This window comes from Pseudomonas sp. AC463 (assembly GCF_979253585.1).
In genome coordinates this window covers 32,900-58,405 of the sequence record NZ_CEEDDZ010000012.1, presented here as the reverse complement: position 1 = coordinate 58,405, position 25,506 = coordinate 32,900, and the positions used below count along the sequence as shown (strand labels likewise).

At 62.3% G+C, this 25,506-nt stretch carries 20 protein-coding genes; 5 read left to right on the top strand and 15 right to left on the bottom strand.

Going from position 1 to position 25,506, the window contains the following annotated elements; genetic code table 11:
- Positions 1–7: 7 nt before the first annotated feature.
- From AC0IYH_RS16550 to AC0IYH_RS16530, 5 genes are all read right to left on the bottom strand, one after another.
- A complete protein-coding gene (locus tag AC0IYH_RS16550; protein WP_471835183.1) occupies positions 8–1,291 on the bottom strand; it encodes an SEL1-like repeat protein in 1,284 nt (427 codons plus the stop codon).
- The gene (locus AC0IYH_RS16545) at positions 1,291–3,102 is read right to left on the bottom strand and encodes a phospholipase D-like domain-containing protein (RefSeq protein ID WP_471835182.1); all 1,812 of its coding nucleotides are present in this window, start codon (positions 3,100–3,102) and stop codon (positions 1,291–1,293) included. Before AC0IYH_RS16545 ends, AC0IYH_RS16550 begins: the two co-directional genes overlap by 1 nt.
- Positions 3,095–5,818: a type VI secretion system Vgr family protein gene (locus tag AC0IYH_RS16540; RefSeq protein ID WP_471835180.1), complete on the bottom strand. Its 2,724-nt coding sequence runs from the start codon at positions 5,816–5,818 to the stop codon at positions 3,095–3,097. Before AC0IYH_RS16540 ends, AC0IYH_RS16545 begins: the two co-directional genes overlap by 8 nt.
- Before the next feature lie 173 nt (positions 5,819–5,991).
- Complete coding sequence (locus tag AC0IYH_RS16535) at positions 5,992–7,686, bottom strand: amidase (RefSeq protein WP_471835351.1); 1,695 nt, start codon at positions 7,684–7,686, stop codon at positions 5,992–5,994.
- 54 nt (positions 7,687–7,740) lie between these two features.
- On the bottom strand, positions 7,741–8,529 hold the full coding sequence (locus AC0IYH_RS16530) for a helix-turn-helix domain-containing protein (protein ID WP_471835178.1): 789 nt from the start codon (positions 8,527–8,529) through the stop codon (positions 7,741–7,743).
- An 83-nt stretch (positions 8,530–8,612) separates the two neighbouring features.
- Here AC0IYH_RS16530 and AC0IYH_RS16525 point away from each other — a divergent pair, with 83 nt between their 5' ends.
- A complete protein-coding gene (locus AC0IYH_RS16525) occupies positions 8,613–8,918 on the top strand; it encodes a DUF2834 domain-containing protein (protein ID WP_116627689.1) in 306 nt (101 codons plus the stop codon).
- Between the two features lie 77 nt (positions 8,919–8,995).
- On the opposite strand, the gene AC0IYH_RS16520 is transcribed toward AC0IYH_RS16525, so the two are convergent.
- Genes AC0IYH_RS16520 through AC0IYH_RS16510 form a run of 3 tightly spaced genes read right to left on the bottom strand, consistent with a single transcriptional unit; the run spans position 8,996 to position 11,926 of the window.
- Positions 8,996–9,919: a sugar ABC transporter substrate-binding protein gene (locus AC0IYH_RS16520; RefSeq protein WP_116628165.1), complete on the bottom strand. Its 924-nt coding sequence runs from the start codon at positions 9,917–9,919 to the stop codon at positions 8,996–8,998.
- 37 nt (positions 9,920–9,956) lie between these two features.
- Positions 9,957–11,081 (bottom strand): phytanoyl-CoA dioxygenase family protein, encoded by a 1,125-nt coding sequence (locus AC0IYH_RS16515; RefSeq protein WP_471835175.1) that lies wholly within the window; start codon positions 11,079–11,081, stop codon positions 9,957–9,959.
- Positions 11,081–11,926, bottom strand: a complete 846-nt coding sequence (locus AC0IYH_RS16510) for an SDR family oxidoreductase (RefSeq protein ID WP_471835173.1) — start codon at positions 11,924–11,926, stop codon at positions 11,081–11,083. Before AC0IYH_RS16510 ends, AC0IYH_RS16515 begins: the two co-directional genes overlap by 1 nt.
- 122 nt (positions 11,927–12,048) lie before the next feature.
- On the opposite strand from AC0IYH_RS16510, the gene AC0IYH_RS16505 reads away from it, so the two are divergent.
- Together AC0IYH_RS16505 and iolG are read left to right on the top strand one after the other, a co-directional pair.
- The gene (locus tag AC0IYH_RS16505; RefSeq protein WP_122771998.1) at positions 12,049–13,074 is read left to right on the top strand and encodes a LacI family DNA-binding transcriptional regulator; all 1,026 of its coding nucleotides are present in this window, start codon (positions 12,049–12,051) and stop codon (positions 13,072–13,074) included.
- A 35-nt stretch (positions 13,075–13,109) separates the two neighbouring features.
- The gene (iolG, locus tag AC0IYH_RS16500) at positions 13,110–14,114 is read left to right on the top strand and encodes an inositol 2-dehydrogenase (RefSeq protein WP_116627692.1); all 1,005 of its coding nucleotides are present in this window, start codon (positions 13,110–13,112) and stop codon (positions 14,112–14,114) included.
- Here the strand turns inward: iolG and AC0IYH_RS16495 are convergent.
- Complete coding sequence (locus AC0IYH_RS16495) at positions 14,102–15,265, bottom strand: GGDEF domain-containing protein (protein WP_471835171.1); 1,164 nt, start codon at positions 15,263–15,265, stop codon at positions 14,102–14,104. The two genes, iolG and AC0IYH_RS16495, sit on opposite strands and share 13 nt — an antisense overlap.
- 109 nt (positions 15,266–15,374) lie before the next feature.
- Positions 15,375–16,586: an MFS transporter gene (locus tag AC0IYH_RS16490; protein ID WP_116627694.1), complete on the bottom strand. Its 1,212-nt coding sequence runs from the start codon at positions 16,584–16,586 to the stop codon at positions 15,375–15,377.
- A 96-nt stretch (positions 16,587–16,682) separates the two neighbouring features.
- Here AC0IYH_RS16490 and AC0IYH_RS16485 point away from each other — a divergent pair, with 96 nt between their 5' ends.
- Positions 16,683–17,504: an AraC family transcriptional regulator gene (locus tag AC0IYH_RS16485; RefSeq protein WP_122772001.1), complete on the top strand. Its 822-nt coding sequence runs from the start codon at positions 16,683–16,685 to the stop codon at positions 17,502–17,504.
- Here the strand turns inward: AC0IYH_RS16485 and AC0IYH_RS16480 are convergent.
- The 3 genes from AC0IYH_RS16480 to AC0IYH_RS16470 form a co-directional block, all read right to left on the bottom strand.
- Positions 17,461–20,070 carry a bifunctional diguanylate cyclase/phosphodiesterase gene (locus tag AC0IYH_RS16480; protein ID WP_471835169.1) on the bottom strand — a complete coding sequence of 870 codons (2,610 nt, stop codon included), beginning with the start codon at positions 20,068–20,070 and terminating at the stop codon, positions 17,461–17,463. The two genes, AC0IYH_RS16485 and AC0IYH_RS16480, sit on opposite strands and share 44 nt — an antisense overlap.
- Before the next feature lie 116 nt (positions 20,071–20,186).
- Positions 20,187–21,368, bottom strand: coding sequence for an MFS transporter (locus AC0IYH_RS16475; RefSeq protein WP_471835167.1), 1,182 nt, complete (start codon positions 21,366–21,368; stop codon positions 20,187–20,189).
- Positions 21,368–22,390, bottom strand: coding sequence for an alpha/beta hydrolase (locus AC0IYH_RS16470; protein WP_471835165.1), 1,023 nt, complete (start codon positions 22,388–22,390; stop codon positions 21,368–21,370). The genes AC0IYH_RS16475 and AC0IYH_RS16470 overlap by 1 nt, the downstream gene beginning before the upstream one ends.
- 165 nt (positions 22,391–22,555) lie before the next feature.
- On the opposite strand from AC0IYH_RS16470, the gene AC0IYH_RS16465 reads away from it, so the two are divergent.
- A complete protein-coding gene (locus tag AC0IYH_RS16465; RefSeq protein WP_471835164.1) occupies positions 22,556–23,470 on the top strand; it encodes an AraC family transcriptional regulator in 915 nt (304 codons plus the stop codon).
- Here the strand turns inward: AC0IYH_RS16465 and AC0IYH_RS16460 are convergent.
- Positions 23,445–23,951 (bottom strand): GAF domain-containing protein, encoded by a 507-nt coding sequence (locus AC0IYH_RS16460; RefSeq protein ID WP_471835162.1) that lies wholly within the window; start codon positions 23,949–23,951, stop codon positions 23,445–23,447. The genes AC0IYH_RS16465 and AC0IYH_RS16460 overlap by 26 nt on opposite strands.
- A gap of 51 nt (positions 23,952–24,002) precedes the next feature.
- Positions 24,003–25,505, bottom strand: coding sequence for a glycine betaine/L-proline transporter ProP (gene proP, locus AC0IYH_RS16455; protein ID WP_122772006.1), 1,503 nt, complete (start codon positions 25,503–25,505; stop codon positions 24,003–24,005).
- Position 25,506: the final 1 nt, after the last annotated feature.

The following is a 25,506-nucleotide window of genomic DNA, read 5'->3' as shown; positions in this document are numbered from 1 at the left end:
TCATGCCTTACCCCAACAGCCGCCATTCGATGTTTTCGTCATTGACCGTGATGATGTCGGGCAGCAAAAAGCGCGGTTGGCGAAACTGAACACTCAGGGTAGGCATGATCTCGTTCGCTTCGAAACGTTGCGCGGCGCCCTCTTTGAGCCGCACGTACACATCGCGAGTCAGGCTGTATGCCTGCCAGTAGCCCGTCTGCGGGCAGGCCTGACCGCTGGAACACATCGGTTGGGGGTAGCTGGCCTTGATGAACGCGGGAGACTCCGGCGTGGCTCTGCCGGTTGCCGGTTCAAGGTGTTTGGCCTTGGCCAACTGATGGATCAGTGCTTCGCTGGGTTTGGGCGGCGGGATGTTGGCCAGGCGCGCTTCCAGCCATTGGAGTTTGCCGTCCCAGGCGGGGAGCTTGGCGGGGGGCAAGGGGAGGATTTCGTTGATTTCGGGGACTTTGGGGTCGGCGTAGGAATACCTTGTGAGAATCCGCCAGATTTTTTCATAGCGCTCGGCGCGTTCAAGATCTTGCTGTTGGCCGAGGAAGTAAAACTTATCTGTAGCAGGAGGGCCGCGAAAAGCCTCTTCCAGCCAACCCGCAGCACCATCGTCTCCTGCTAAAACGCCCATTTGAAAGACCTTCAGGGCAGCTTGGTATTCTTCCTTGACTTTAAGATGAATGCCCAAAGCCACCGCAGCCTTGCCATTCCCCTGTTCCGCTGCACAGTGGCGCATCTGCCGAGCAATGGCTGGCGCAATGTCAATCGGCGCTAGCTTCCCAGCTACATAGGCTTGGGCTTGAGCGTTACCTTGATCGGCCGCCTTGCGGTAATAGCGCAGCGACATTTCCGTATCTTGCTTTAACCCAGCAGCCCCCTGTTGGAGGAGTATCCCAATTAAGTAATAACCCGTCGCCACTCTGGCGTCGATCAGTTGCTGGCCCAGACGCAGATACTCGCCTTCTCTGAGTTTGAACTCTCCACGCATAGCGCCATTCTGCAAGTTGATATTGGCTTTGTAATGACCGTTCTCTGCAGCAATGCGATACAGCCGCTCAATCTCTGCATAGACGCTCTTGTCCTGCTTGAGCAGGTTGTTTTTCTGCAACCAGCGGGCGTACCGAAATAAAATATCGGCTTCGGCAGGCGACTCAGGAATGGTCTCATGCACACAGGTGAAGGTTAGTTTTTGCTTAGCCTCACTGATTGGGTTCATGGGCATTTCCTGGTTCAAGTGAGTAAGGGGACCACCGTTATTACAGGCGGCCAGCAGCAGGCTTGAGAGCAGAAGGATCCGGCGCATCAGTCGAGGTCCTTCAGGGTAGCTTTGCCGTAGTAGAATTCGATTAGCGGAGCATCAGGGATCATTTTTATCTCTTGCAGTTCTTTGTTTGTGTTGATGATTTCCGCCCATACGTTGAACGCCTTCTCTGGATCATCCTGCGCGCCTTTCCCGCCCGTATGCAGCCCCCACAACCTGCGTCTCAACGCCTGCGTCACACTCACCCACTCATGCGCAATATTCAGTTCGCTATCCACCTGCATGCTGCGCGTGTTGATATTCGCTGAGCCGTGCGTGGTAAACACATCGTCAACAATCATCAACTTGGAGTGGATATACACGGGCATCCACGGCTTACCCGCCGGTGAATCCGGCGCCACGAGTGAGCACAGGTGAACTTTCAACCCAGGTATTTCCTTCGGGACTACCGCACTGTCCTGCATGGCCTTGGTTGTTTGATCGAGTTCGGCCTGCCATTTAGCCAACTCCCGCTGCCCGACGTGATCACGTGGATCTGGCGTCGGCTGGGGCGGGGCGTCTTTTTTGACCTGCTTGGCAATCCGCAGCTTCGTCACCCCCGGAATGACATTCGCGCGCCCCAAACTTTCGAGCATGCGCTGGGTCGTCAACGAGCCCGAATCCACGCTGTCTTCGCTCGCATTGGTGATCACGAACAGGTGCAAAGCACCATGCAGGCCTGGATCACGGCCCTTGGCTGTCTGGCGAGCTGCCGCCTGCTTGATCGCGTCTGCCAATGGCGGCCAACGGAAATACTGGTTTTCGATATAGATAAACTGCGTCGCGTTGTTGACCGCTTTCAGGTAGAGCTTCTCGATATCACGCTTGCCGTCCTGCGCCTGGGTGCGCAGCAGTTGGGCCAGTTGGCGAGTGGCGCCGGGCGTGCATTGCAGCTGCAGCCCGACTTGCTTGGCTTGACGAAGATCGATCAAGTCCTCACCGGTCTCCGTTAGCCAGGCACTGGCAAAGTTGTGGTGTAGGTGCTCCAGAATGGGCCCGCTGACCTGGCTCGAAATATCCTGTCGTGGGCTATGACCACGCGGGCCGATGTCGGGCTTGGGTTTGCTGCTTTCGGTTCGATTCAGCGCCGAATGCGCATCTGTGTCCCAGTACTCGTCGAGCATGTTGTGGCCCATCACAAACCCAACGGCGCTGTCAGGTACTTCATAGTCTACGAGTACACTTTTCTGGTGATGGGTGACGGTCAGCATCAGTGTGTTGCGCATTTTTTCGCTGATCTGCGGGTCGAGGCCTTCGTGTTCCACCTCATCGGAAATCCGCGATCTATCTTCCCAACGGAAACCGCGGCTGACGAACAGCGGAACTCTGGTCTCTGCTCGAAGAGCGGCCTTGTTACCCGCAACCGCACATTCGGCAAACCAGCGACGATCATTGTCGTATTGTTCCTGCGTTGAACTTTGCAACGCCCGATCTTTGATACGGATCAAGCCCTTGCCCGGCAGGTTGGCCTCACCGGCAAAGCCTGCGCAATTGAACGGCATTTCCCAGCCCAACACGCGGACCTTGACGCCTTCTCGAGCCTTGGCCTTGAGCAGGTCACCGATACTCGGGCTCCTGCCGTTACGGATAAAGAACATCGACGGTTGAAATCCCCAGCAGATGATGTCGACAGTTCTGGTGGCTTGGGCGATAGCCAGGTGCACGGCCTCGAAGGTTTCTTCGCCATTAACTAGTGGCTTATAGGTGGCCTCAACGGGATGATATTCACTGTCATGTACATACCAGGGCGCGGTACAGGTTGCCTGCTGGGTATGTTGCAGAGCGACGGGGACAACGATGTCAGGGTCAGTCATGAGGTTTTTCCTCCCAAGCATTAGTTGCGCTGAGCATTGCGGTGTATCGAGCGCGGTGATCTGTGTGCGATAGGGGTTGGTTCACGTGGCCATCCGTTTGCGTGGGGTGGTTGTGAAAACCACCGTTGGCCAGGTTCGCTTGCTCGCAATTGCGGTATTCACTCGGCACCGGTATCTGGTAGTTCACGCCGTTGGCCAGCTCTATCCGGTATTGCTGGGTGACGGCCTGATGATCGATGGAAACCTGCCCGGCCTTATCCAGCACACCCTCCTTGAGCACTGCACCGTCGGCGAAGAGCGTGTACGGCATCCCCGCCCAGCCTTTACCCGGTGCATTAGGGGTTTGCGACAGGCTGAATCGCAGCAGTTGCTTTGAAAGACTCTGCGGATACTCCGGATGTGCGGCCTTCATGCTGGCCGGCCCGAGGAAGTCGAAGTGCGCCGCCTTGATGTAGTGGTCCCCCACCGTCCCTGACTCAATGCGGCTTCGATCCAGGGTGATGTAGCTGCCGCCCGCATTCAGGGTGATTTTCTTTTTCGCCACGATGCGAATTTCATCTTCGCTGCTGATGATCTCCAAGCCTTGGCGGGCCATCAGCTCCAGCGTGTCGTTTTGTGCCTGGATTTTTACCGGACCCTGGTTGGCAATCAGCTTGATCCCCAACTTGCGCACAAACACGCTCAACCCTTGCCCCACGCCGATGAACATGCGCTTGACCACACTGATATCCGCCTCGGCTCCGGCGTTGATCATCAGGTTGTTCTGCGCCGCCAATTGCAGGTGCTGGCCGCTGGTCAATGCCATGCCATCGGGAGCGCTGAGCATCAATACGGATGACTTGAGTTGCTCCAGATCCTGCTTGAGCAACTTCAACTGGGCCTGCACATCCGCAGCGTCTGCATTAGCGGCCTGGGCATCAACCGACAAACCGTCCAACTGCTCACCGGCCTGCTGTAAGCGGCCGAGGGCAGCGCTCATTTCCAACATCTGGCCCTGAGCTTTGGGTTGAATATCTGCACTGATGAAGATGCCCTTGCCACCACGCAGCGCGCCCCAGCCATCGGTGCGCAGCTCAAACCCTTCCCCCCGTTTTTTACGTTCGGCATTCACCAAATGCCCCAGGTTGAGCTGGCTCTTGCCGCTGTGTTCGGTGCTGAGCTTGATGTGCTCCTGCCCACGTTGGTCGTCCATGCGCAGCTTGTTGTTCGCCGGGGTACGCAGCACGTTGCGTTTGTCGTTGCGCATGGTCACGTGGTCCACATGCCGGCTGTCGTGCAGGGCATGGGCGATGTAGGGGCGGTCCGGGTCGCCTTGTTCGAAGGCGATGGCGACTTCGGTGCCGGCTATCAGCGGCAGGTGCAGGCCGTGGGTGTCGCCGGCGTACGGGCGGGCCAGGCGGAGCCAGACGCTTTCCTGGCCGGTTTTCCAGCTGTCACGGTCGAACAGGAAGTTGACGCGGTAGCGGCCTTCCAGGTCGATATGCGCATACGGGTCGTTGACCCGCGAACTGGTGACGCGGGCCGGGACGGTGCCGGCGATTTGGGGTTTGGCCTTGAGCGGCGGGCGAAAGCACACGCTTTCCGAATAGGGCATCGCCTTGAAAGTGGCGATGAAACTGCTGTCGCGCGCGGCCGTGGTGGTCAGCCCGGTGATTACTGCGCCGAGCGTGAAGGCCTCAGGCGCACCGCCGGACACTTTGAGCACCTGCCCCGGTACCAGAACGGCACTGCTGCTGATACCACTGAGTTGGGTTTGCTCGTTGAGATAGCGCTCGTGACGCAGGCGCGCATAGAAGTAGCCGCTTTCGCTTAGCAGGCGCTCGTCTTGATCGAGGCGGTCGCCCAGGGCGCTGTAGGGTTCGGCGTAGTGGTAAGCCTCGCCGTAGGTGGTGGTTGCACCGCGCGTCTGGTCGATCTCGCCGCTCAGGTCGGCGCGGGCGTCGCGGTGCTGGTAGGCGCGGATATGCACCTGCTTCTCGACCACCGCGTGGCTTGATTGCAGTTGCCACACACCGTCCTGCCCGCTGCTGCCGAGCCCGGACTGCGGGCGCAATGGCAGCTCAAGGCCGAACTGATAGAGGCGTTGATCGTCGCAGAACTCGACCACGTCGATACCCAGGCGGTCGTCAGCGGTAAAGCGGTACCAGATGCCGACTTCGGCCAGCAGGCGGGCGATAAAGTCCAGGTCGCTTTCGCCGTATTGCATCACCTGTTCGCGCCGGGGGTAGTCGCGTTTCAGGCTGAACAGGAAGTCCTGGCCAAGGAAGCCGTGGCGGTTACGCAGGATGCTTTCGACGATTTCCGGCACGGATTGGTGCTGGTAGATGCGGTACTGCCGACCGCGCGCCAGTAGCGCCAGGCGCGGCTGCAAAGTGACGGCATAACTGGCCTGGTCGCTGGAGCCGGAGTTGCGTTTGAAGCCGGTGACCACGCCATACAGGGTGCGCAGCGGTTTGATTTCCTCTGCACTAAGGTCCAGAAACGAGCGTTTTTTTTGCGCTGCGGCGTGCAGGCTGAAACGGGCGTCCTGGCCGAGCAAGGTGTTTGCCGCCAGGTCACGCTCGGTGCTGGTGAATTCCACGGTGTAGGTGTAGGGCTGGCTGAGGTGTTCGTGGCCCTTGAAGGCCAAGACATCGAGCCGGGCTTTGACCTCGCGCACATTCAGGGTGTGCCGGCTGTGGTCGAAAAAGACGCTCGGTAGTACGCTGGAAGTCATTCCCTTTACTCCTGGACGCGAAAGCCCGAAGAGTAAAGTTTTGTTATCGGTGAACGATGTCGGAAAAGTCGCCTTTACGAGACAGGCACTTCCTGATCACAGCGTGGCGCAGATCCAATATGGGAGGGTGTAAGTCGAATCGTCGCACCGCCCTCCCACATTTTTGACCGCGTTTATTCAGACGGCAGCGCTGGGGTTCGCGGCGGAATCAGGCGTTTGCTGCCTGTCGCTTCAAACGCCGCCGCAAAGCGCAGCAGTGCCGAGTCATCATAAGCACGGCCGGCGAAGGTCAGCCCGATCGGCATGCCGATATCCGCCATCACGCCCATGGGCACGGTGACGGTGGGGACGCCCAGGTGGCGGATCGCGAGGTTGCCGTTGGCCACCCAGATGCCGTTGCTCCAGGCGATGTCGGCGCTGGCCTCGTTCACGTCGGCATCCGCCGGGCCCACGTCGGCGACGGTGGGGAACAGCACCGCGTCGAGCCCGAGCTTATCCATCCAGTCTTCCAGGTCGACCCGGCGGGTTTGTTCCAGGCCGCGCAGGCCGTCGGGTACGGTGCTGATTTCGTTCCACGGGGTGATACCGCGTTCCGCCATGCGCACGTATTCGTCCATGCCGGCGGCCAGGTCGTCTTCGCGGTTGGGCAGGGTGCCGGGGTCGTGGGGGAAGATCTGCGGCCCGTCCACATCCGCCAGGCGGTTCAGGTTCGGGTCGTTGTTGGCGCGCAGGAAGTCGTCGAAGGCCCAGGCCGACAGCTCCCACAGCTCATCGTGGAGAAATTCCCTGGACACCAGGCCACGGGTAAACACGGTCGGCGCGCCAGGGCGGTCGCCTTCGCAGTTGGACACCAGCGGGAAATCCACCTCGATCACTTCGGCCCCGGCGGCTTCCAGCGCCTGGCGTGCGTCTTGCCACAGGTCGATCACGCTGGCGCGGGTGTTGATCTTCTGCCCGGTCGGCCCGCCGATGCCGGGTTTTTCGCTGGTGCCGGCCTCGGGGTCGGCATTGATATACATGCGCGGCACGCCAAAGCGCTTGCCGACGAGGGATTCAGCCGGCACAGCCAGTTCAGCGTAAGAGGCCGGGCGCACGTCGGCCACGCTCGGGATCGGCACCCACGGCTGCAGGCGCCACAGGTCGCCACGGGTGTCCGGGTCTTCGGCGACCACCACGTCGAGCACTTCGAGCAGGTCGGCCATGGTGCGCGCGTACGGCACCACCACGTCCATGGTCGGGGTCAGCGGCCAGTTGCCGCGCACCGAAATCACCCCACGCGACGGGGTGTAGGCGCACAGGCCATTGTTGGACGCCGGGCCACGCCCGCTGGACCAGGTTTCTTCGGCCAGGCCGAACGCGGCAAAGCTCGCAGCGGTGGCGGTGCCGGCACCGTTGGACGAGCCGGAGGCGAATGGCGCGGTCAGGTAATCGGCGTTATACGGGCTTTCGGCACGGCCATACACGCCGCGCTGCATGCCGCCATTGGCCATCGGCGGCATATTGGTCTTGCCCAGGCAAATGGCGCCGCCGGCGCGCAGGCGCTCGATGGTGAAGGCGTCGCGATGGGCAACCAGGTTGGCGAAGGCCGGGCTGCCGGATGCAGCGGTCAGGCCCTTGACCAGGTAACTGTCTTTGGCGGTATAGGGAATGCCATCCAATGGCCCCAAGGTTTCGCCCCTGGCCCGGCGCGCATCGGATGCCTCGGCTTCTTTAAGGGCTTCGGGATTGCGCACCACCACGGCGTTGAGTTCGCCGTTATAGGCATCGATGCGCGCCAGGTACGCGTGAACCAGTTCAACGGCCGTGGTCTGGCCGCTTTCAAGCGCCGCGCGCAATTGGGCAATGGAGACTTCGGTAACTTGCATCAGGTTTTTTTCGCCGCCTTCAGATGGGGGTATGGCCGCAGTCTACGTACAGATATTTCACAAAACCAGTGCGGCATATTCCTCATAGGCGGCGCGCATCACCTGCCAGGTGGCATCGTCGGCGGGAATCAGGTGCTCGATTCGCAGGGAGGTGAGGGTGATGTCCTGGGGCATGCCGAAGGTGGTGAAGGTCGACAGAAAATTCAGCTCGCCCTGGGTTGAGCGGATGCGGGTTAGTACCAGGGGCGGCATCTGTTCGGGCATTTCGCGGCTATTGGGGGCTGGCAGGCTCGCCAGTAAGGTCGCCAATGCCGGGTTGCCCAACGCCTCACGGGTCGCGCGCTGCCAGGCCAGGCTGCGGATCTCGTCGGCGTTGATGAGGTGATCGCCGAGGCCGCCGGGTTGCAGCAGGGTGGTCAGCAGGTTCAGACCGTCTGCCGCGTCCGGCGCGATACCCACCAACGCAAACAACACGCCGGTGCTGGCATTCGCCGCCAGCACTTCCCACTGGCTGCCCAGCAGGATCGCCGGGGCCGGATTGTTGGCGTGCAGCACATGGCTGACCGCCTCGCGAATCGCCGCCATGCTCGGTGACGCGAGCGGGGTGGCGGTGTAGCGGGGCGCGAAGCCGGCGGCGAGGAACACCTGGTTGCACTGCTCCAGCGGTGCCTCCAGTGCGGTCAGCAGGTTATGCAATGTGCCGGGGCTTGGCTTGGCGCGGCCGGTCTCGAGGCAACTGAGGTGGCGCTGGGAAACCCCCGTGATCAGGGCGAGGTCGAGCTGGCTCAGCTTGGCGTGTCGGCGCAATTGGCGCAGCTGTGCGCCGGCGGTAGCAGGGTTTTCCATGACGGGTTCATGACCTCCGAGGTCATTGCGAGGGCTGCCACCTTATCACTAGGGTGGGCCTCAATCACTTCAAGGAAGACCCCATGCGCAAACCCTTTCTGGCCCTGGCCGCGTTGCTCGGTTTTTCGCTGTACACCCTGTTCACGATGCTCACGGCCGAGCAGTCACTGCTGGCCTTCGGGCGCGAATTGATGGCGCGCCCGGACACGGCGCAGGTGGTGATCGACCTGTACCTGATGGCCGCGCTGGCCTGCGTGTGGATGTACCGCGATGCGCGGCGGCGCGGACGGTCGGTGGCGTCACTGCTGCCGTATTTTCTGCTGACGGCGGTGTTCGTGTCGGTGGGACCATTGTTGTATATCGTGGTGAATGGGTGGCGGGATGAGTGAGTGGTGGGCGGGAGATTTTTTTGTGGCGAGCTCGCTACAAGAAGCTCGCTCGCCACATAGAACTCATTGGCTTCAAATCAAGGATTGAGAAACGCCTGGTAGTTGTCTTTGGTGATCTGCTGGTAAGGAATGGTCAACTCAGCCTCGTAGGGTTGTTTTTTCACCATCTTCACCGCCAGGTCAATCGAGCCGACCGCTTGCCCCTTGTTGTCCTGATACGCCGTCACCAGCAACAGGCCTTTTTTCACCGCATCCAGCCCGGCCGCGCCGCCATCGCTGCCGGCCACCAGGATGTCCTTGCCCGGTTGCATGCCTGCCTGGCTGATCGCCATGGCTGCGCCGATGGCCATTTCATCGGCGTTTGCGGCCACGGCATCGATTTTTCGGCCCGACACGATCCAGTTGTTCATCAGGTCAATCGCTTTGCTGCGCTGCCATTCGGCGCTCTGCTCCTCGACGATCTTGATGCCGGGGTAGTCCTTAAGCACATTTTTTACCCCCAGCGTGCGGTTGTGCGTGGCGTTGTTGGAGAGCAGGCCCAGCATGATCGCCAGGTTGCCCTTGCCGCCCATTTTCTCGGCCAGGTAGCGCATCTGGATTTCGCCGGCCTTGATCTCATCCGAACCCACATAACCCACCCCCGGCGGCACGTCCTTGAACTCGGGACGGCGGTTGATATACACCAGCGGGATCTTCGCCTGCTGGGCATTCACTGTCATTTTCTGGGTGGCGGCGGTGTCCACCGCGTTGACGATAATTGCGTCCATGCCCTGGGCGGTGAAGTTCTGCACCTGGTTGAGCTGGCGCACCACGTCGCCCTGGGCGTCTTCGAACTGCAGGGTCACGCCGGGCAGTTCCTTGGCATGGGCGGCCATGTAGTCACGCATTTGCGCGAGGAACACATCGTCGACCTGGGCGATGCTCACGCCGATGCGTATATCGGCCAGGACCCAGGGGCTGATGGCGAGGGTAAACAGTGCCGCAAGGAGTTGCTTTTTCATCATGGTGCTCCGCTGTTTTTGTTGTTGTTAAAGCGATTCATGCCTGACGCTTGGCCCGCTGCTGCGCCACGGCCGCGGCGAAGTCGGCAATGGGCCAGCGCTCGTTGAGGGCTTGCAGCATCAGTTCCTGCCCGGTTTGCGGGGCCAGGCCCTTTAACGGCGGGTCGGTGTCGAGGTTGGTGGGGAAGGCATAGCCATCGGCGGTGCAGGCGACCACGGCCTGGGCGTCCAGGGCCGGGTTGGCCAGTAGCGCGGGGTAGATCGCCAGCATCATGCGCTCGCGGTCGAGGGCTTCCATGGGCTTGCCGAAGGCCGAGGAGATTTGCAGCAGGTTGGCCATGCGCTGGCGGTCCGGGGTGCGGTTGGTGCCGGCGGCATGGAACAGCGCCGGGTTGAAGAACAACAGGTCGCCTTTGTTCAACGGCAGCTGCACCGCGTGCTGCTGGAAGTAGTCGATAAACTCCGCGCGCCGCCAGGCCAGGTAGCCCAAGGCGTATTGCTGTGAGAACGGCAGCAACTGGGTGGGGCCGGTTTCCAGCGGCATATCCGAGTGGGCGACCGCGCCCTGCAACGTCAGGTATTGGGACAGTTGGTGCAGCGACAAGGGGAAGCGCTCCACGACCTCATGGGTCTGGAAGCCCAAGTGATAATCACGGTGCGGCTGCTGCGCCTGGCCGCCGGGGTGCACCACATTGACCTGGGCGGTGACTTGAAAGCTCGGCCCCAGCCACGCCTCGGCAATCAACCCCAGCAGCGGGTTGGCGTAGTACTCGGCAAAGGATTCCGGCGATTGCAGCGCGGCCTTTTGCAATGAATTCCAGATGCGCCCATTGGTGCCGGCCTTGGCGAAGTGGTCGGCGCCCGCACCGTGTTGCGCTTCTTGGGCGAAGATCGCTTCGAACACCTGGCTATGACGGTCCACCACTTCCAGGTCCTCAAAGGCGCGGCGCACCACCATCACTCCCGGCCCGTCGCTGAACAGGCGGTGCAGTTCATTCATCACCGAGAGGCGGTCGCTGTTGCGCAAGGTGTGGGCCTGGTAGATCGGTACGTTCCTCAGCACTCCAGCGGCCAGCGGATAGTCCTCGACACGCGCCTGCTGCGCACAAATGCGCTGGAAGTCTTCGATGCGCACGGCGTCGGCCGTAACGAACACCGACATCACACACCGCCCGTCAGGCTCAGGGCCTGATGCGGTTGCGGGCTGCCGGCGTCGGTGCAGCCCACCACGCCTTGCTCCAGGTCGATCACCGAACCGGTCATCATCCCCGACTCGCGCGACAGCAAGAACGCCACGCTTTGCGCCACTTCCGCCGGCTTGAGCAGGCGCCCGAACGGCTGCGCGCTTTCGGCCTTTTCCAGCCAGCCGTCCAGGGCACCGTGGTACTGGCGCTGGATGTCATCCTCATGAGGCGTGTCCATCCAGCCGATATTCAAGCCATTCACGCGGATGCGGTTGCGCAGCGCACTGAACGCGACGTTCTTGGTGAGGATCGCCAGCGCGCCCTTGGACGCCGCATAGGCGCTCAAGAACGACTGCCCGCCATGCCCGGTGACGCTCTGGATATTCACCACCGCGCCTTCCACGCCGTTGCTGATCATCAGCTTCAACGCCTCCTGCATCAGGAAGAACGGCGCGCGCACATTCACCGCCATCAGCCGGTCAAACAGCTCCGGCGAGGTGTCGAGAATGGTGCCGCGGTCCGACATGCCGGCGCAGTTCACCAGCCCGTGCAAGGTGCCGAAGTGGGTGCGCGCAGCCTCGATGATTGCGCGGCAATCCTCGACCTTTTCCAGGTCGGCCTCGACAAAAAACGCCGGGCAGTCCAGCTGCGCCAGTTGCCTTACCTGTTCCTCGCCCTGGGCGCGGCGGCGCCCGCAGATGATCAGCCCGGCGGCGCCCCGTTGCGCCAGGGTGTGGGCCACGGCGGCGCCCAGGCCTTGGGTGCTGCCGGTGACGACAAAGTATTGGCCGCTGAACGAGGTGGCGAGGTCGGTGTGAGGCATGGGCTTCTCCAGTTTTTTGTTGTTGTTCATCGCCAGGCTCGACGCCGGGCGAAACTGAGACTAGCATTGCCAAACCTCAGTAACGCCCAAAAAAAACCTCAAAAACACCTCAGGCGAACGCCATGCTCGAACGCGCCAAACACTTCTCCATCAAACAGCTCGCCACCCAGGCGGGTGTGAGCAAAGCCACGGTCGACCGCGTGTTGCACCAGCGCGGCAGCGTGCACGCACAGACCCGGCGGCGTATCGAGCAGGCGTTGGAGGAGTTGGAGTCTCAGGAGAAAAACGGCCTGGCGGTGGGGCGCACATTTCATGTCGACGTGATCATGCACACGCCGCAACGCTTCAGTGCGGCGGTGCAGGCGGCAATCGTCGCGCAACTGGCCAGCCTGGCGCCGTTTCGGATTGCCCCGCGTTTTCACCTGTTCGAAGAGATCGAGCCCCAGGCCATGCACGACCAGTTGCTGCGCTGCCTGGACACCGGCAGCCAGGGCGTGGTGCTCAAGGCCGCCGATGAGCCGGCCGTAAACCAGGCGGTCAAGCAACTGATCGCGGCGGGGATTCCGGTGGTGACGTTGGTGACGGACCTGCCGCAAAGCGAGCGCATCGGTTATGTCGGCATGGACAACCGCACCGCCGGCCAGACCGCTGCTTACCTGATGTCGCGCTGGCTGCCGGCGCAGCCCCAGGACGTGGCCGTGGTGATCGGCAGCGAACTGTTCCGTGGCGAAGAAGAACGCGAGATGGGCTTTCGTGCCTGGCTGCGCGGGCGCGCGGCGCACTTGCGCGTGCTGGATATCAGCGGCGGTTACGGTGTGTATGACCGCACCTTCGAGCGTGTCACCCAGGCTTTGAAACACAACCCCGACCTCAAGGCGGTGTACAGCGTCGGCGGCGGCAACCGCGCGATTGTCGACGCCTTCGCCGCCCTTGATCGGCCGTTGGAGGTGTTTATCGGCCACGACCTCGACGAAGAAAACCGTCAGTTGCTGATCGACGAAAAAATCGCCGCGATCATCGACCACAACCTGCAGATCGATGCCCGCAATGTGTTCCTGCATATCCTGCAACACCACCGGTTGTGGAAGGCCGGGCCGATTGCGCCGTCACAGGTGCAGATCGTGACGCCGTTCAACCTGCCGGACTGAGCACTCCCTTCAAAAACAACATCAGGAGTTCACCCATGCTACGTATCGCCGTTCTAGGTGCCGGGCGCATCGCCAAGATCCACGCTGCCAACGTCGCCGCTCACCCCAATGCCACGCTGGTGCTGGTGGCCGACCCCTGGCGCGAGGGCGTCGATGCGCTGAGCACGCAACTGGGCTGCGAGGCGGCCTACGATTGTGCTGCGGTGCTGACCCGCAAAGACATCGACGCCGTGGTCATCGGCACGCCCACCGACACCCATATCGACTTGCTGCTGGCGGCGGTGGCCGAAGGCAAGGCGGTGCTCTGCGAAAAACCCATCGACCTCGATATCGCCAAGGCCCGCAGCGCCGCCCAGGCCGTGGAGCGCCAGGGCGGCAAGGTGATGCTCGGCTTCAACCGCCGTTTCGATCCCGACATGCTGCGCCTGCGCCAGGCCCTCGACGCTGGGCAAATCGGCGCCGTGCGCCAAGTGATCATCACCAGCCGCGACCCCGGCCTGGCGCCGCGCGATTACCTTGAACACTCCGGCGGCATCCTGCGCGACATGACCATCCACGACTTCGACACCGCCCGCCATCTGCTCGGCGAAGAACCGGTGGAAGTCAGCGCCATCGCCAGCCGCCTGGTGGACCCGAGCCTGGAGCAGATCGACGACTACGACAGCGTGATGGTGCTGCTGCGCACTGCCTCCGGCAAGCAATGCCATATCAACTGCTGCCGCCAGGCGGTGTATGGCTATGACCAGCGCGTCGAGGTGTCCGGCGCCCATGGCGTGCTGCTCACCGACAACCACCGCCCGAGCACCTTGCGCCACTGGAGCGCCGAGCACACCGAAGCGCTGGAACCGTTGCAGCACTTTTTCCTGGAGCGGTATGCCGATGCCTATCGCAATGAGCTGACCCAGTTCATCGATGCGCTGAACCACGGCCAGGCCTTGCCCACCAGCGTGCGCGACGGGTTGTATGCCTTGCACCTGGCGGATTGTGCGCTGGAGTCGGTGAAGACCGGGCGCAGTGTGGCGGTCAATTACGACCTGTAGGCCCCGGTGCGGTCCACCAAGCGAATGCTGTCACGCCCGCCACGCTTGGTTTCATACAGCGTGGTATCACCCTGTTCGATCAACGCGGCCAGGCTGGCCGGTGGCTGGTCGAACAGGTTGGCGCCGATGCTCAGGGTCACCGGCGCCGGGGTGGCGCAGGTTTGCGCGGCCAGGTACTGGAACTGCTCGCGCAGGCTGCTGCCCAGTTCGACGATCTGCGCGGTCGCGGCCGGGTGCAGCAGGATTACAAATTCATCCCCGCCCAGGCGTGCAGCCAGCGCGCCTTGGGGCACCACGCTGCGGATCATCTCGCTCAAGGCGATCAGCAAACGGTCGCCAGCGGTATGGCCGTAGAGGTCGTTGACGCCTTTGAAATTGTCGATATCGATCAGCAGCAGCGCACCCGGTTGCGCCGGGGAAACCTGGGCGAGCAGGCGCGGCGCGCGTAAGTCCAGGGCGCGGCGGTTGTAGAGGGCGGTGAGTGGGTCGCGGGCGGCGAGGCGGGCGATCTGCTGTTCGCGGCGGTAGCGTTCGGAGCCGGTCATGGACAGGGCAATCAGCATGATCGCCATCGCGCCTTCCACCAGGGAAATCTGGATGATCTCGCCCTTGAACGCGGCCAGGTCGATCAAGGTGCCGGGGATCAGCACCGACGCGGCCTTGATCACATAGAAAATCCCGTGGATCAGCAGCACATAGCGCAGTTGCACCGCGCCGATGCTCAGGGATTTGCCATGGGGCCGCAGCAGGAAACTCGCGCGCAGGGTCGGCAGCGCCACCAGCAGCGACTGCACCCCCAGCATGGCTTTGGACCAGGGCAGGTCGGCCGGCAGCATCAGCATGCCGAGCCAGACCACCAGCATCAGCAACCACAGCGGCGAGAGGCGCACTTGAGTAAACCGCGCCACACCGAGCAAAAACAGGCAATGCGCGCTCACCAGCAAGCCATTGGCGAACCAGATGCCAATCACCAGATAACCGTTGATGCGCAGCAGGGCGAGGGTGGAGCCAATGGTGATAGTGGCGAAACCGGCGCTCCAGAACAGCAGCGACGGCTCGCGCACGCTGCGCCATTCAACAGCCAGGTAGAGGGCCGCGGCGGCGGCCAAGGCAACTGTCAGTGCCAAAATCGTAGGAGGGTCGAGCGTCATGTCTTGCCGGGTCTGCCTGGTGTGCGTTGAAAACCGGGATTGTAAGCGCACACGCAGGTTTTTCGGAGCTTTCATCGTGCTGGCCTACGGCCAGCCGATGATCGGCAGTCTAGACGCCTTTGGTCGAGGGCAACAGTATTGTCAGGATGCCCACCAGCGGCAGGAACGAGCACAGCGTGTAGACATACGCGATGCCATGGCTGTCGGCGAGCAAACCCAGCAACGCCGCGCCGATGCCGCTGAAGCCGAACATCAGGCCGAAGAACACCCCGGCGATCATGCCCACATTGCCGGGCACCAGTTCCTGGGCAAACACCACGATGGCCGAGAAGGCCGAGGCCAGGATGAAGCCGATCACCACGCTGAGCACGGCGGTCCAGAACAGGTCGACGTAGGGCAGGGCGAGGGTGAAGGGCGCGGCGCCGAGGATCGAGAACCAGATGACCTTCTTGCGGCCGATCTTGTCGCCGATCGGCCCGCCCGCAAAGGTGCCCACGGCCACCGCGCCGAGGAACAGGAACAGGTACATCTGCGAACTCGCTACCGACAGCTGGAATTTCTCGATCAGGTAGAAGGTGAAGTAGCTGGTCAGGCTGGTCATGTAGAAGTATTTGGAAAACACCAGCAGCGCCAGAATCACCAAGGCAAACGTCACGCGGCCTTTGGACAAGCCATGGGTGGCTTTGCCGCCTTGCTTGAGCTTGAACAGGTTGAGGTGGTGGCGGTACCAGCGGCTCAGCCCGTACAGCACCAGAATCGCGAACACTGCAAACAGCCCGAACCAGGCGATATGGCCCTGGCCGTAAGGGATGATGATCGCCGCCGCGAGCAATGGGCCCAACGCGCTGCCGGTGTTGCCGCCGACCTGGAAGGTCGATTGCGCCAGGCCATAACGCCCGCCGGAGGCCAGCCGCGCGACGCGCGAGGTTTCCGGGTGGAAGGTTGACGAACCCACGCCCACCAGGCCGGCCGCGAGCAAAATCATCGGGAAGCTGCCGACAAACGCCAGCATCAGGATGCCCACCAGGGTGCACACCATGCCCGCCGGCAGCAGCCACGGCTTGGGATGGCGGTCGGTGTGGTAGCCGATCCAGGGTTGCAGCAGCGAAGCAGTCAGCTGAAAGGTCAGGGTAATCAGGCCGACCTGGGTGAAGCTCAGCCCGTAGTTGGCCTTGAGCATCGGGTAGATCGACGGCAGCACGGCCTGGATCAAGTCGTTGATCAGGTGCGCCAGGGCACAGGCGCCGAGGATGCGCATGACCAGCGGGCTTGCTTGGGGCGGGCTTGACGTTGCGGTGGGTGAGGCGGTGAGGGTCGTCATGCAGGCATTCCATATCAAGGCAGCGAACAGGGTAGCCAGTGCTTGGCCGGCTGACCATTTCAAATTGTTGCGACGGTTATGCTAGATTCGCCACCCATGCCTGTCTCGCGAAATTCGGGAGGCAACCGTCGCAAAAAGGGCGAAATGATCAAATCACTGGATAAATTTCTGCAGGAGATCGATGAGGGCGACTGGGCCGTCATCAGTTCGGCCACCGACTACCCGGAAAACTGGGTGATCCCCGACCACAGCCATGAAAAACACCAGTTGCTCTACGCCACCGAAGGCGTGATGGTGGTGCACTCGGCGCAGAACCAGTGGACGGTGCCGCCCAATCGCGGTTTCTGGATGCCGTGCGGGCACGTGCATTCCCTGCGCTGCGTGGGCGCGCTGAAAATGCGCAGCGTGTTTGTGCGCCCGGACAGCTTCCCCAATCTGCCCAGTGAGACCAAAGCGGTGAGCATCTCGCCGCTGCTGAGCGAGCTGATCAAGGCTTCGGTGAGTTTGAAGCCGCCGTATGCCGAAGACTCACGGGATGCGCGGATCATGCACTTGATCCTCGACGAACTCGCGCTGTTGCCGGCCTTGCCGCTGTCGCTGCCACAGCCCGCCGACCCGCGCATCCAGCAGATCTGCGCGGTCTGGCAGCACGACCCGGGCGATGCCTCCACCGTGGCCGACTGGAGCGAACGCCTGGCCCTGGACCAGAAAACCATCCAGCGCGTGTTCCGCAAGGACACCGGCATGACCTTCGGCCAATGGCGCCAGCAGGCGCGGTTGCTGCTGGCGCTTGAGCGCATTGCGGTGGGGGAGAAGATTATCGACGTGGCCCTGGAACTGGGCTACGACAGCCCCAGCGCCTTTACCAGCATGTTCAAGAAACAGTTTGGCAAGACGCCGAGTCATTTTTTCCGTTGATGCCGCCTGCGTGCAGCTCCAGCAGGCCGGTGAACGTGTTGAGGTCCAGTGGCCGGCTGAGGTAGTAGCCTTGGCCCTCGTCACAGTCCACCGCCTTGAGCATGGCCAGGTGTTCGGCAGTTTCAATCCCTTCTGCAGTCACCGTGAGCGCCAGGGCATGGCCCAGCCCGACAATGGCCTGGATGATCGCTTGGTCGTCGGCGCTTTCCTCCAGCCGGGTCAAAAAACTGCGGTCAATCTTCAAACCGTCGAACGGAAAGCTGCGCAGGTAGCTCAGGGACGAATAACCGGTGCCGAAGTCGTCCATGGCGATGCGGATGCCCAATTGCTTGAGCGTGCGCATCACCTCAAGGGCTCCGGCGGCGTCGTCGAGCATAACGCTTTCGGTGATTTCCAGCTCCAGGCGCGCCGGATCGATGCCCGATGTCTGCAGCGCGTCGCGCACCCGCTCCACAAGGTTGCCGCGTTTGAACTCGGTGGGCGACAGATTGACCGACACAAACAGTGCGTGCGGCCATTGCGCCGCGCACGCGCAGGCGGTTTCCAGGACCCAGTCACTGAGCGCCAGAATCAACCCGGATTCTTCGGCAATCGGAATAAACGTGTCCGGCGCGATCAACCCGCGCGTCGGATGCTGCCAGCGCACCAGGGCTTCGGCGCCGACCATTTGCCCGTCGCCGATGCGGTAGCGGGGCTGGAAGTGCAGGCGTAACTCGGCGTGTTTGATCGCAAACCGCAAGTCGCTTTCCAGGCGCCGGCGTTCGATGATCCGTGCGTTCATTTCGCCGGAGTAAAACCGCCAGGTGTTACGTCCGGCGGACTTCGCCTCGTACAGCGCGATATCGGCGTAACGCAGCAATTCGCTGGCTTCACGCGCGTCGTCGGGGGCGATGGCAATGCCGATGCTGGCGCTGATAAAGACGTCCTGTTCGTCGATGCGGATGCGCTGCTCAATCGACTCGATCAGGCGTTTACACAGGCTTTCGACTTCCTCCTGGGTACCGGCCTCGCTGAGGATCAGCACAAATTCATCACCACCGACGCGTGCCACCAGGTCGCCATGGCGCACGCAGTCGGCGAGGCGCGCGGACACTTCGTTGAGTACCCGGTCGCCGGCCGCGTGCCCGAGCAAGTCGTTGACCGGTTTGAACCGATCAAGGTCGAGGCTGAGCATCACCAAAGAATGTTCCGAAGCGGGCAGTGCCTTGAGCTTGCCCTCCAGGAACGCTTGCAGGCGCGTGCGGTTGGGCAGCCCGGTCAGGGCGTCATGCTGGGACAAAAACTCGATGCGCCGGCGCGACTCGACTTCTTCGGTGACGTCGGTGGCGGTACCGCGAAAACCGCCGCAGGGCATTTCCCGCGCCGACAATCGGGTGCTGCGTTCCTGGCCTTGGGCATCGACATAGCGGCACTGCACACTGATCGCCGTATGCCGCTCCCGGGCCTCTAGCCACTGCGATAGATGGGCGCCTTCGGTGTCGAGCAAGTCGCTCATGGCGACACCGATCCAGGCGTGCCGCGCCAGGCCGGTGACGCTCTCGAAACGCTCCGACAGGTAGGTAAAGCGCCAACGCGCATCGATTTCCCACACCCAGTCGGAACTGGCTTCCACCACATCGCGAAAACGCGCCTCGCTGGTGGCCAGCGCATTCTGGCTATTGAGCAGCGAGGCGTGGCTGGCATCCAGGTCGAGGGCTGCGGCAGTGGCGCGGCGCAAAATCACCCAGGTCATCAGGCACACCAGCAGGGCAGCGAGCCCCAACAGCGGCAGGCCGACCGCCATCAGCCGCACGCCTGGCCGCGCAGGGTCCCAGTGCAGGCTGCCGGCGGAGCCGTCGAGGCCAAGGGGGAAAACCAGGGTCTTGCCAATGTCATCGGGGGTGGCGACGTGCAGGTTGCCCACGCCGAAGTCCTGGCCGATCGCGGTCAGTTTGGCGCTGTTGAACAGGTCGACGAAGATCAGCACCGACGCTGGCCGGTCGTCGGCCTGCACCGTCGGGTCGGTGCCGGGGGTGATCGCGGCGGCGGCCACCAGCGCGGGGCTGCCGTGCACGTTGACGAAGGCCGTGACCGGGGTTTCATTGTCCGCGTCGGCGCGCGCCTGCTCGATAATTTCGGTCAGGGGGTGGCCGAGCCATTGCGTGAGTTCGACGGGCGCAAGCTTGCCCTCGATCACGGCGTATACGGTGTGGTTGACGCCGTTGACCACAAACAGGCCCTGAAAGCCGAAATCCTCATACAGTGTCGCCCCGAGATTACCGCGGGTGTAGGCCCAGTCCGTGTCCACCTGCTGGTGCATGTGCTTGTAGGTGTCGCTCCAGAACGCATAGTCCTTGACGGTGACGCGCAGCGACTTCTCCAGGGATTGCATGGCTTTACGGGTGTAAAACGCACTTTCCTCCTGCTCTGAGTGGTCCAGCTCCTGGGCGAGGAACACCAACGAATAAGCGGCGGCTGCAAATACCAGGGTCAGTAGCGCAATGAAATTGAACAGCGAGGTACGGGTCAGGGACAGGCTGGTGCGAATGGAGAGCTGGCGCACAAGGGGCGTAAGAGTGTTCGGCATTATTTCCCGCAGCTTGCGACTGCACGTCAGGGGTATCCAATGGCATCGGCTGGCGGCGCAAAATAATGAAGGTTTCGGACGGATGGGCGCATGCGCAACATCCGTCCATCACGAGCCTAGGCATCGGCGGTTGCCGTCCGCGCGGGGGGGCAGGATGCGGCCCACGCCAGTATCGCCGCCACGCAAAGCAACCCCGCGCTCAGTTCGAAGGTGGCCTGGTAACCACTGAGGTCGAACGCCACGCCACCGACCGTGGCGCCGGCGGCAATCGCCAGTTGAATGATCGCGACCATCAACCCCCCGCCGGCCTCGGCGTCCTTGGGCAGCGTGCGTGCCAGCCAGGTCCACCAACCCACGGGTGCGGCGGTGGCCACCAGGCCCCAGCCTCCCAGCAGGCAGGCGGTGACGAGTGCTGAACTGCCGAATGCAATCAGCGCCGATGCGATCACCGCCATCAGCAGCGGAATGGCGATCAACGTGGGGTACAGGCCGTTCTTCAGGAAGCGTTCGATCAGCAACGTCCCCGCCAGCCCGGCCAGCCCCAGCACCAATAGCATCCCTGACAGCAGGGGCACACTGACCTGAGTGACGCTCTCCAGAAACGGCCGCAGGTAGGTGAACAGCATGAACTGGCCCATGAAAAATACGCTGACGGCGAGCATGCCCAGCGCCACCGGAGGGTTCTTCAGCAGCAGGAACACATTGCCGGTTTTCGCGCTGCCATCCGCCTTGATCGACGGCAGGCTCACCAGCAGCCAGACCACCGCGATGACGGCCACGGGGACGACGCAGAAAAACGCACCCCGCCAGCCGATGATCCCACCGAGAAAACTGCCCAGCGGCGCCGCAATCACCATCGCCAGTGCATTCCCACCGTTGACCAACGCCAACGCCCGTGGCACCTGCGAATCGGGTACCAGGCGCATGGCCGTGGCCGCCGACAGCGACCAGAAGCCGCCGATGGCCACGCCGATCAGCGCGCGGCCAAGCATGAAGATCAGGTAGTTCGACGCGAACGCCACCACGCTGCCGGAAACGATCATCAGCAGGGTCAAGGCGAGCAGCAGGCGCTTGCGGTCCACCCGTGCGGCCACGGCCGCGATAACCAGGCTGGTGAGCAGGGCAAACAGCCCGGACACCGAAATGCCCTGGCCGGCCTGGCCTTGGGTGATACCGAGGTCGGCAGCCAGTGGCGTCAGCAGGCTCACGGGCATGAACTCCGACGCAACCAGCGTGAATGCCGCCAGCGACATGGCGAACACCGCGCCCCAGCGGGCCGTGTGAGGGGTATTGGACATTACTTGAGGTTGCCTTTGAAGAAGGTGGTGAGTCGGTCAAACGGGATCAGGTTGACCCGGTCGTACAGGTCGACATGGCCCGCGCCGGGGATGACCAGCAGCTCCTTGGGCTCGGCGGCACGCTTGTAGGCGTCCTCACTGAACTCGCGGGAGTGGGCGTTGGCGCCGGTGATCAACAGCAACGGGCGCGGCGAGATCGTCTCGATGTCGTTGAACGGGTAGAAGTTCATGAATTTCACATTGCTGGTCAGCGTCGGCATGGTGGTGGTTTGCGCCGACGCACCGGCCGGCGTGACCTGGCCGCGTGGCGTGCGGTAGAAGTCAAAGAACTCATCGCCAATCGGGTTGCCCGTCAGCTTGAGCGGCGAGCCGCTGGTGTAGAGGGTTTCGCCACCCTGGAATTCCACATAGCGCTGGTTCGCCGCCTGCAACAGCACCTGGCGCCGCTGCTCCAGCGTCACGCCCTGCTTGAGGCCGTTGCGGTTGGCGGCGCCCATGTCGTACATGCTGACCGTGGCGATGGCCTTGAGGCGTGGGTCGATCTTCGCCGCCGCGATGGCGAAGCTGCCGCTGCCGCAGATGCCGATGACGCCGATGCGTTCACGGTCGACGTTGGGGCGAGTGCCGAGATAGTCCACGGCGGCGCTGAAGTCTTCGACGTAAAGATCGGGCAACACCGCATTGCGTGGCGTGCCTGCGCTTTCGCCCCAGAACGACAGGTCCAGGGACAGGGTGACAAAGCCTTGCTCGGCCATTTTGGTGGCGTACAGGTTGGCGCTTTGCTCTTTGACGGCGCCCATGGGGTGGCCGACGATAATCGCCGGGCTTTTTGCGCCCGAGGCAAGGTTTTTGGGCACGAACAGGTTGCCGGCCACCTTCAGGCCGTATTGGTTGTTGAAGGTGATTTTTTCGACGGTCACCGTGTCGCTTGTGTAGAAGTTGTCAGCACCGTTGGACATATCGGCTCCCAATGAGGAAAGAGAAGTCACCAGCAAACCCAGGGCAAGTAAAAGGCGTTTCATGGGGGAATCCTTGAGGCGGTTGGTCCGCACATTTTCCCGGCCTGTACCTGCGATCTGTAGTGCGTTCCACTGGATTACTTGCCTGATCCTCCGAGTCTCGCCGGTGAACGGGGACGCCAAGGGCGGTGCGCGGTAAAGTGCGCTGACGAACAAAAAGGGCGGGTTATGAACAACACTCTGGACGCGCTGGTGCACGCCATCGGTTCGCGGATCTTTACCCCCGGCGACGAACCCACGGGCGTCCCGGGCCTGAGTTTTTACCGGCGCGAGCAACCCTGCCGGCCGGTGGTATGCATGGTGCCGCCAAGCATCGTGCTCGTCGCCCAAGGTGAAAAGCAGCTGTGGGTCGGTGGTGAAGGCTACCCGTATGACACGGCGCGATTCCTGGTGACCTCGCTGGACATTCCGGCCAATTCCGAAGTGCTCGCGGCCAGCCCACAGCAGCCGTGCCTGGGGCTGACCTTCAAGCTGGACCTGCGCATCCTCGCCGAGCTGATCGCCCAGAGTGAGCTGCCGCCCAAGCGCGAGCGGGCGGTGCTGAAGGGCGTGGGGATTGGCGTGGTGACCGAGGGCATGCTGGCGTCGTTCGCGCGTTTGGTGGCGCTGCTGGATGAGCCCGAAGCCATACCGGTGCTCGCGCCGTTGATCCAGCGCGAGATTCATTACCGGCTCTTGCAAAGTGATCAGGCCGGCCGCTTACGCCAGATTTGCGCGGTAGACGGGCAGGGCTATCGGATTGCGCGGGCGGTCGACTGGCTGAAGCTCAACTACGACGCGCCGCTGCGCGTGGATGAGTTGGCCGCACGCGTGCAAATGAGCGCGGCGACTTTTCACCATCACTTTCGCCAGCTGACGGCGATGAGCCCCTTGCAGTATCAGAAGTGGCTGCGCCTCAACGAGGCGCGGCGCTTGATGTTGAACGAGCAGCAGGACGTGTCCAGCGCTGCCTTCAAGGTGGGTTATGAAAGCCCGTCGCAGTTCAGCCGTGAGTACAGCCGCTTGTTTGGCGTGCCGCCCAAACGCGATATGGCGACGCTACGCGGCAAGCCGACCATCACTGCTCAGTCGCGGTCAAGTTAGCGTAGAAAATGCAGCCGATCAGCCGCGCAAACAGGCTGAGGGTTTCCGGCAGGTTGGGGTCGTCGAACAGCATCCCCCGTGAGTCCAGCGCACACAGTGCGCCGAACAGGCGGCCGTCGGGGAGGAAGATCGGCGCACCGGCGTAGCTCTCGATCGAGAACTGCTTGACCACCGGGCGTGTGGCGAAACGGCCGTTGTCACTGATTTGCGGGATGAACAAGGTTTGCGGGTTGATGCAAAACTCGCTGCACAGGGTGGTTTCGAGGTCGAGCACGTCATCGACGTGGATGCCCATGTCGGCGGTGTCGTGCACCGAGCAGACAACCCACTCCAGGTCGGTGAACTTGGCGATCCCGGCAAAGCGCATGCCGGTCAGGCGGGTGACCAGTTGCAGGATGCTGGTGGTGGCTTCGATTTCGGCGATGGCAGCGCGTTCGTCGGCGCTGAGCAAAGACTGTGGGGCGGTGACGCTTGGAAGCATGCTGAACACTCCAAAGGCATGGCGGCAAGGGCCGCCATGCCGGGTAGGGGCTTAATTGATACGCGGATGCTGCTGCACCAGATTCTGGCGCTTGGCTTCCAGTTCGGCAATTTCGGCGTCGATGTCTTCGATTTTCTGCTCGATATTGTCGTGGTGTTCCTGCAGCAGTTCCTTGGCTTCTTCCATGTCGGAGGCGGCCGGGGCCGCGCCGCGCAAGGGCTTGTTGGCAGTTTCCTTCATGGTCAGGCCGGTGATCAGGCCGACCACCGCAAATACCATCAGGTAGTAGGCGGGCATGAACAGGTCGTTGGTGCTTTCCACCAGCCAGGCCACGGCGGTCGGGGTCACGCCGGCAATCAGCACCGAAACGTTGAACGCACTGGCCAATGCACTGTAGCGCAGGTGAGTGGGGAACATCGCGGGCAGCGTCGAGGCCATCACTCCGATGAAGAAGTTCAGGATCACCGCAAGAATCAGCAGGCCGGCGAAGATCAAGCCGGTCTTGCCGCTGGTGATCAGCATGAACGCCGGAATCGCCAGGAACAGCAGGCCGATGCTACCGGCGATGATGAAAGGCTTGCGGCCGATCTTGTCGCTGACAAAACCGATGAACGGCTGCACGAACAGCATGCCGACCATGATCGCGATGATGATCAGTACGCCGCTGTTTTCCGAGTAGTGCAGGTTATGTGAGAGGTAGCTCGGCATGTACGTGAGCAGCATGTAGTAGGTCACGTTGGTGGCCGCGACGATACCGATGCAGGTCAGCAGGCTGCGCCAGTGCTTGGTGGCGATTTCCTTGAACGAAACTTTGGGGCCGTGGGTCAGGCCTTCGCGGTCGCCTTGCTCGAGCTTGTCGACATGCTGTTGGAAGGCTGGGGTTTCTTCCAGTGCGTGGCGCAGGTACAGGCCGATCAGGCCCAGAGGCAGCGCAAGGAAGAACGGCAGGCGCCAGCCCCAGGACTCGAATTCGGCTTCGCCAAGCACGCTGGAAATCAGCACCACCACGCCAGCACCGAGCACGAAACCGGCGATGGAGCCGAAGTCGAGCCAGCTGCCGAGGAAGCCGCGCTTGCGGTCGGGGGCGTATTCGGCGACGAAAATCGATGCGCCGGTGTACTCGCCGCCCACGGAGAAGCCTTGGGCCATCTTGCACAGCAACAACAGGATCGGTGCCCAGATGCCAATGGAGGCATAACCCGGAATCAGGCCGATGGCGAAGGTGCTCAGGGACATGATCACGATGGTGGCGGCGAGGACTTTCTGTCGCCCGTATTTATCCCCCAGGGCGCCGAAGAACAGGCCACCCAAAGGGCGAATCAGGAACGGTACCGAGAAGGTCGCCAGTGCGGCGATCATTTGTACGCTGGGCGAGGCGTCGGGGAAGAACACTTTACCGAGCACATAGGCGACAAACCCGTAGACGCCGAAGTCGAACCATTCCATGGCGTTGCCGAGTGCGGCGGCGGTGATCGCCTTGCGCATCTTGGCGTCGTCGACGATGGTGATGTCTTTCAAACCGATGGGTTTGACGCTTTTCTTACGTAATTTCATG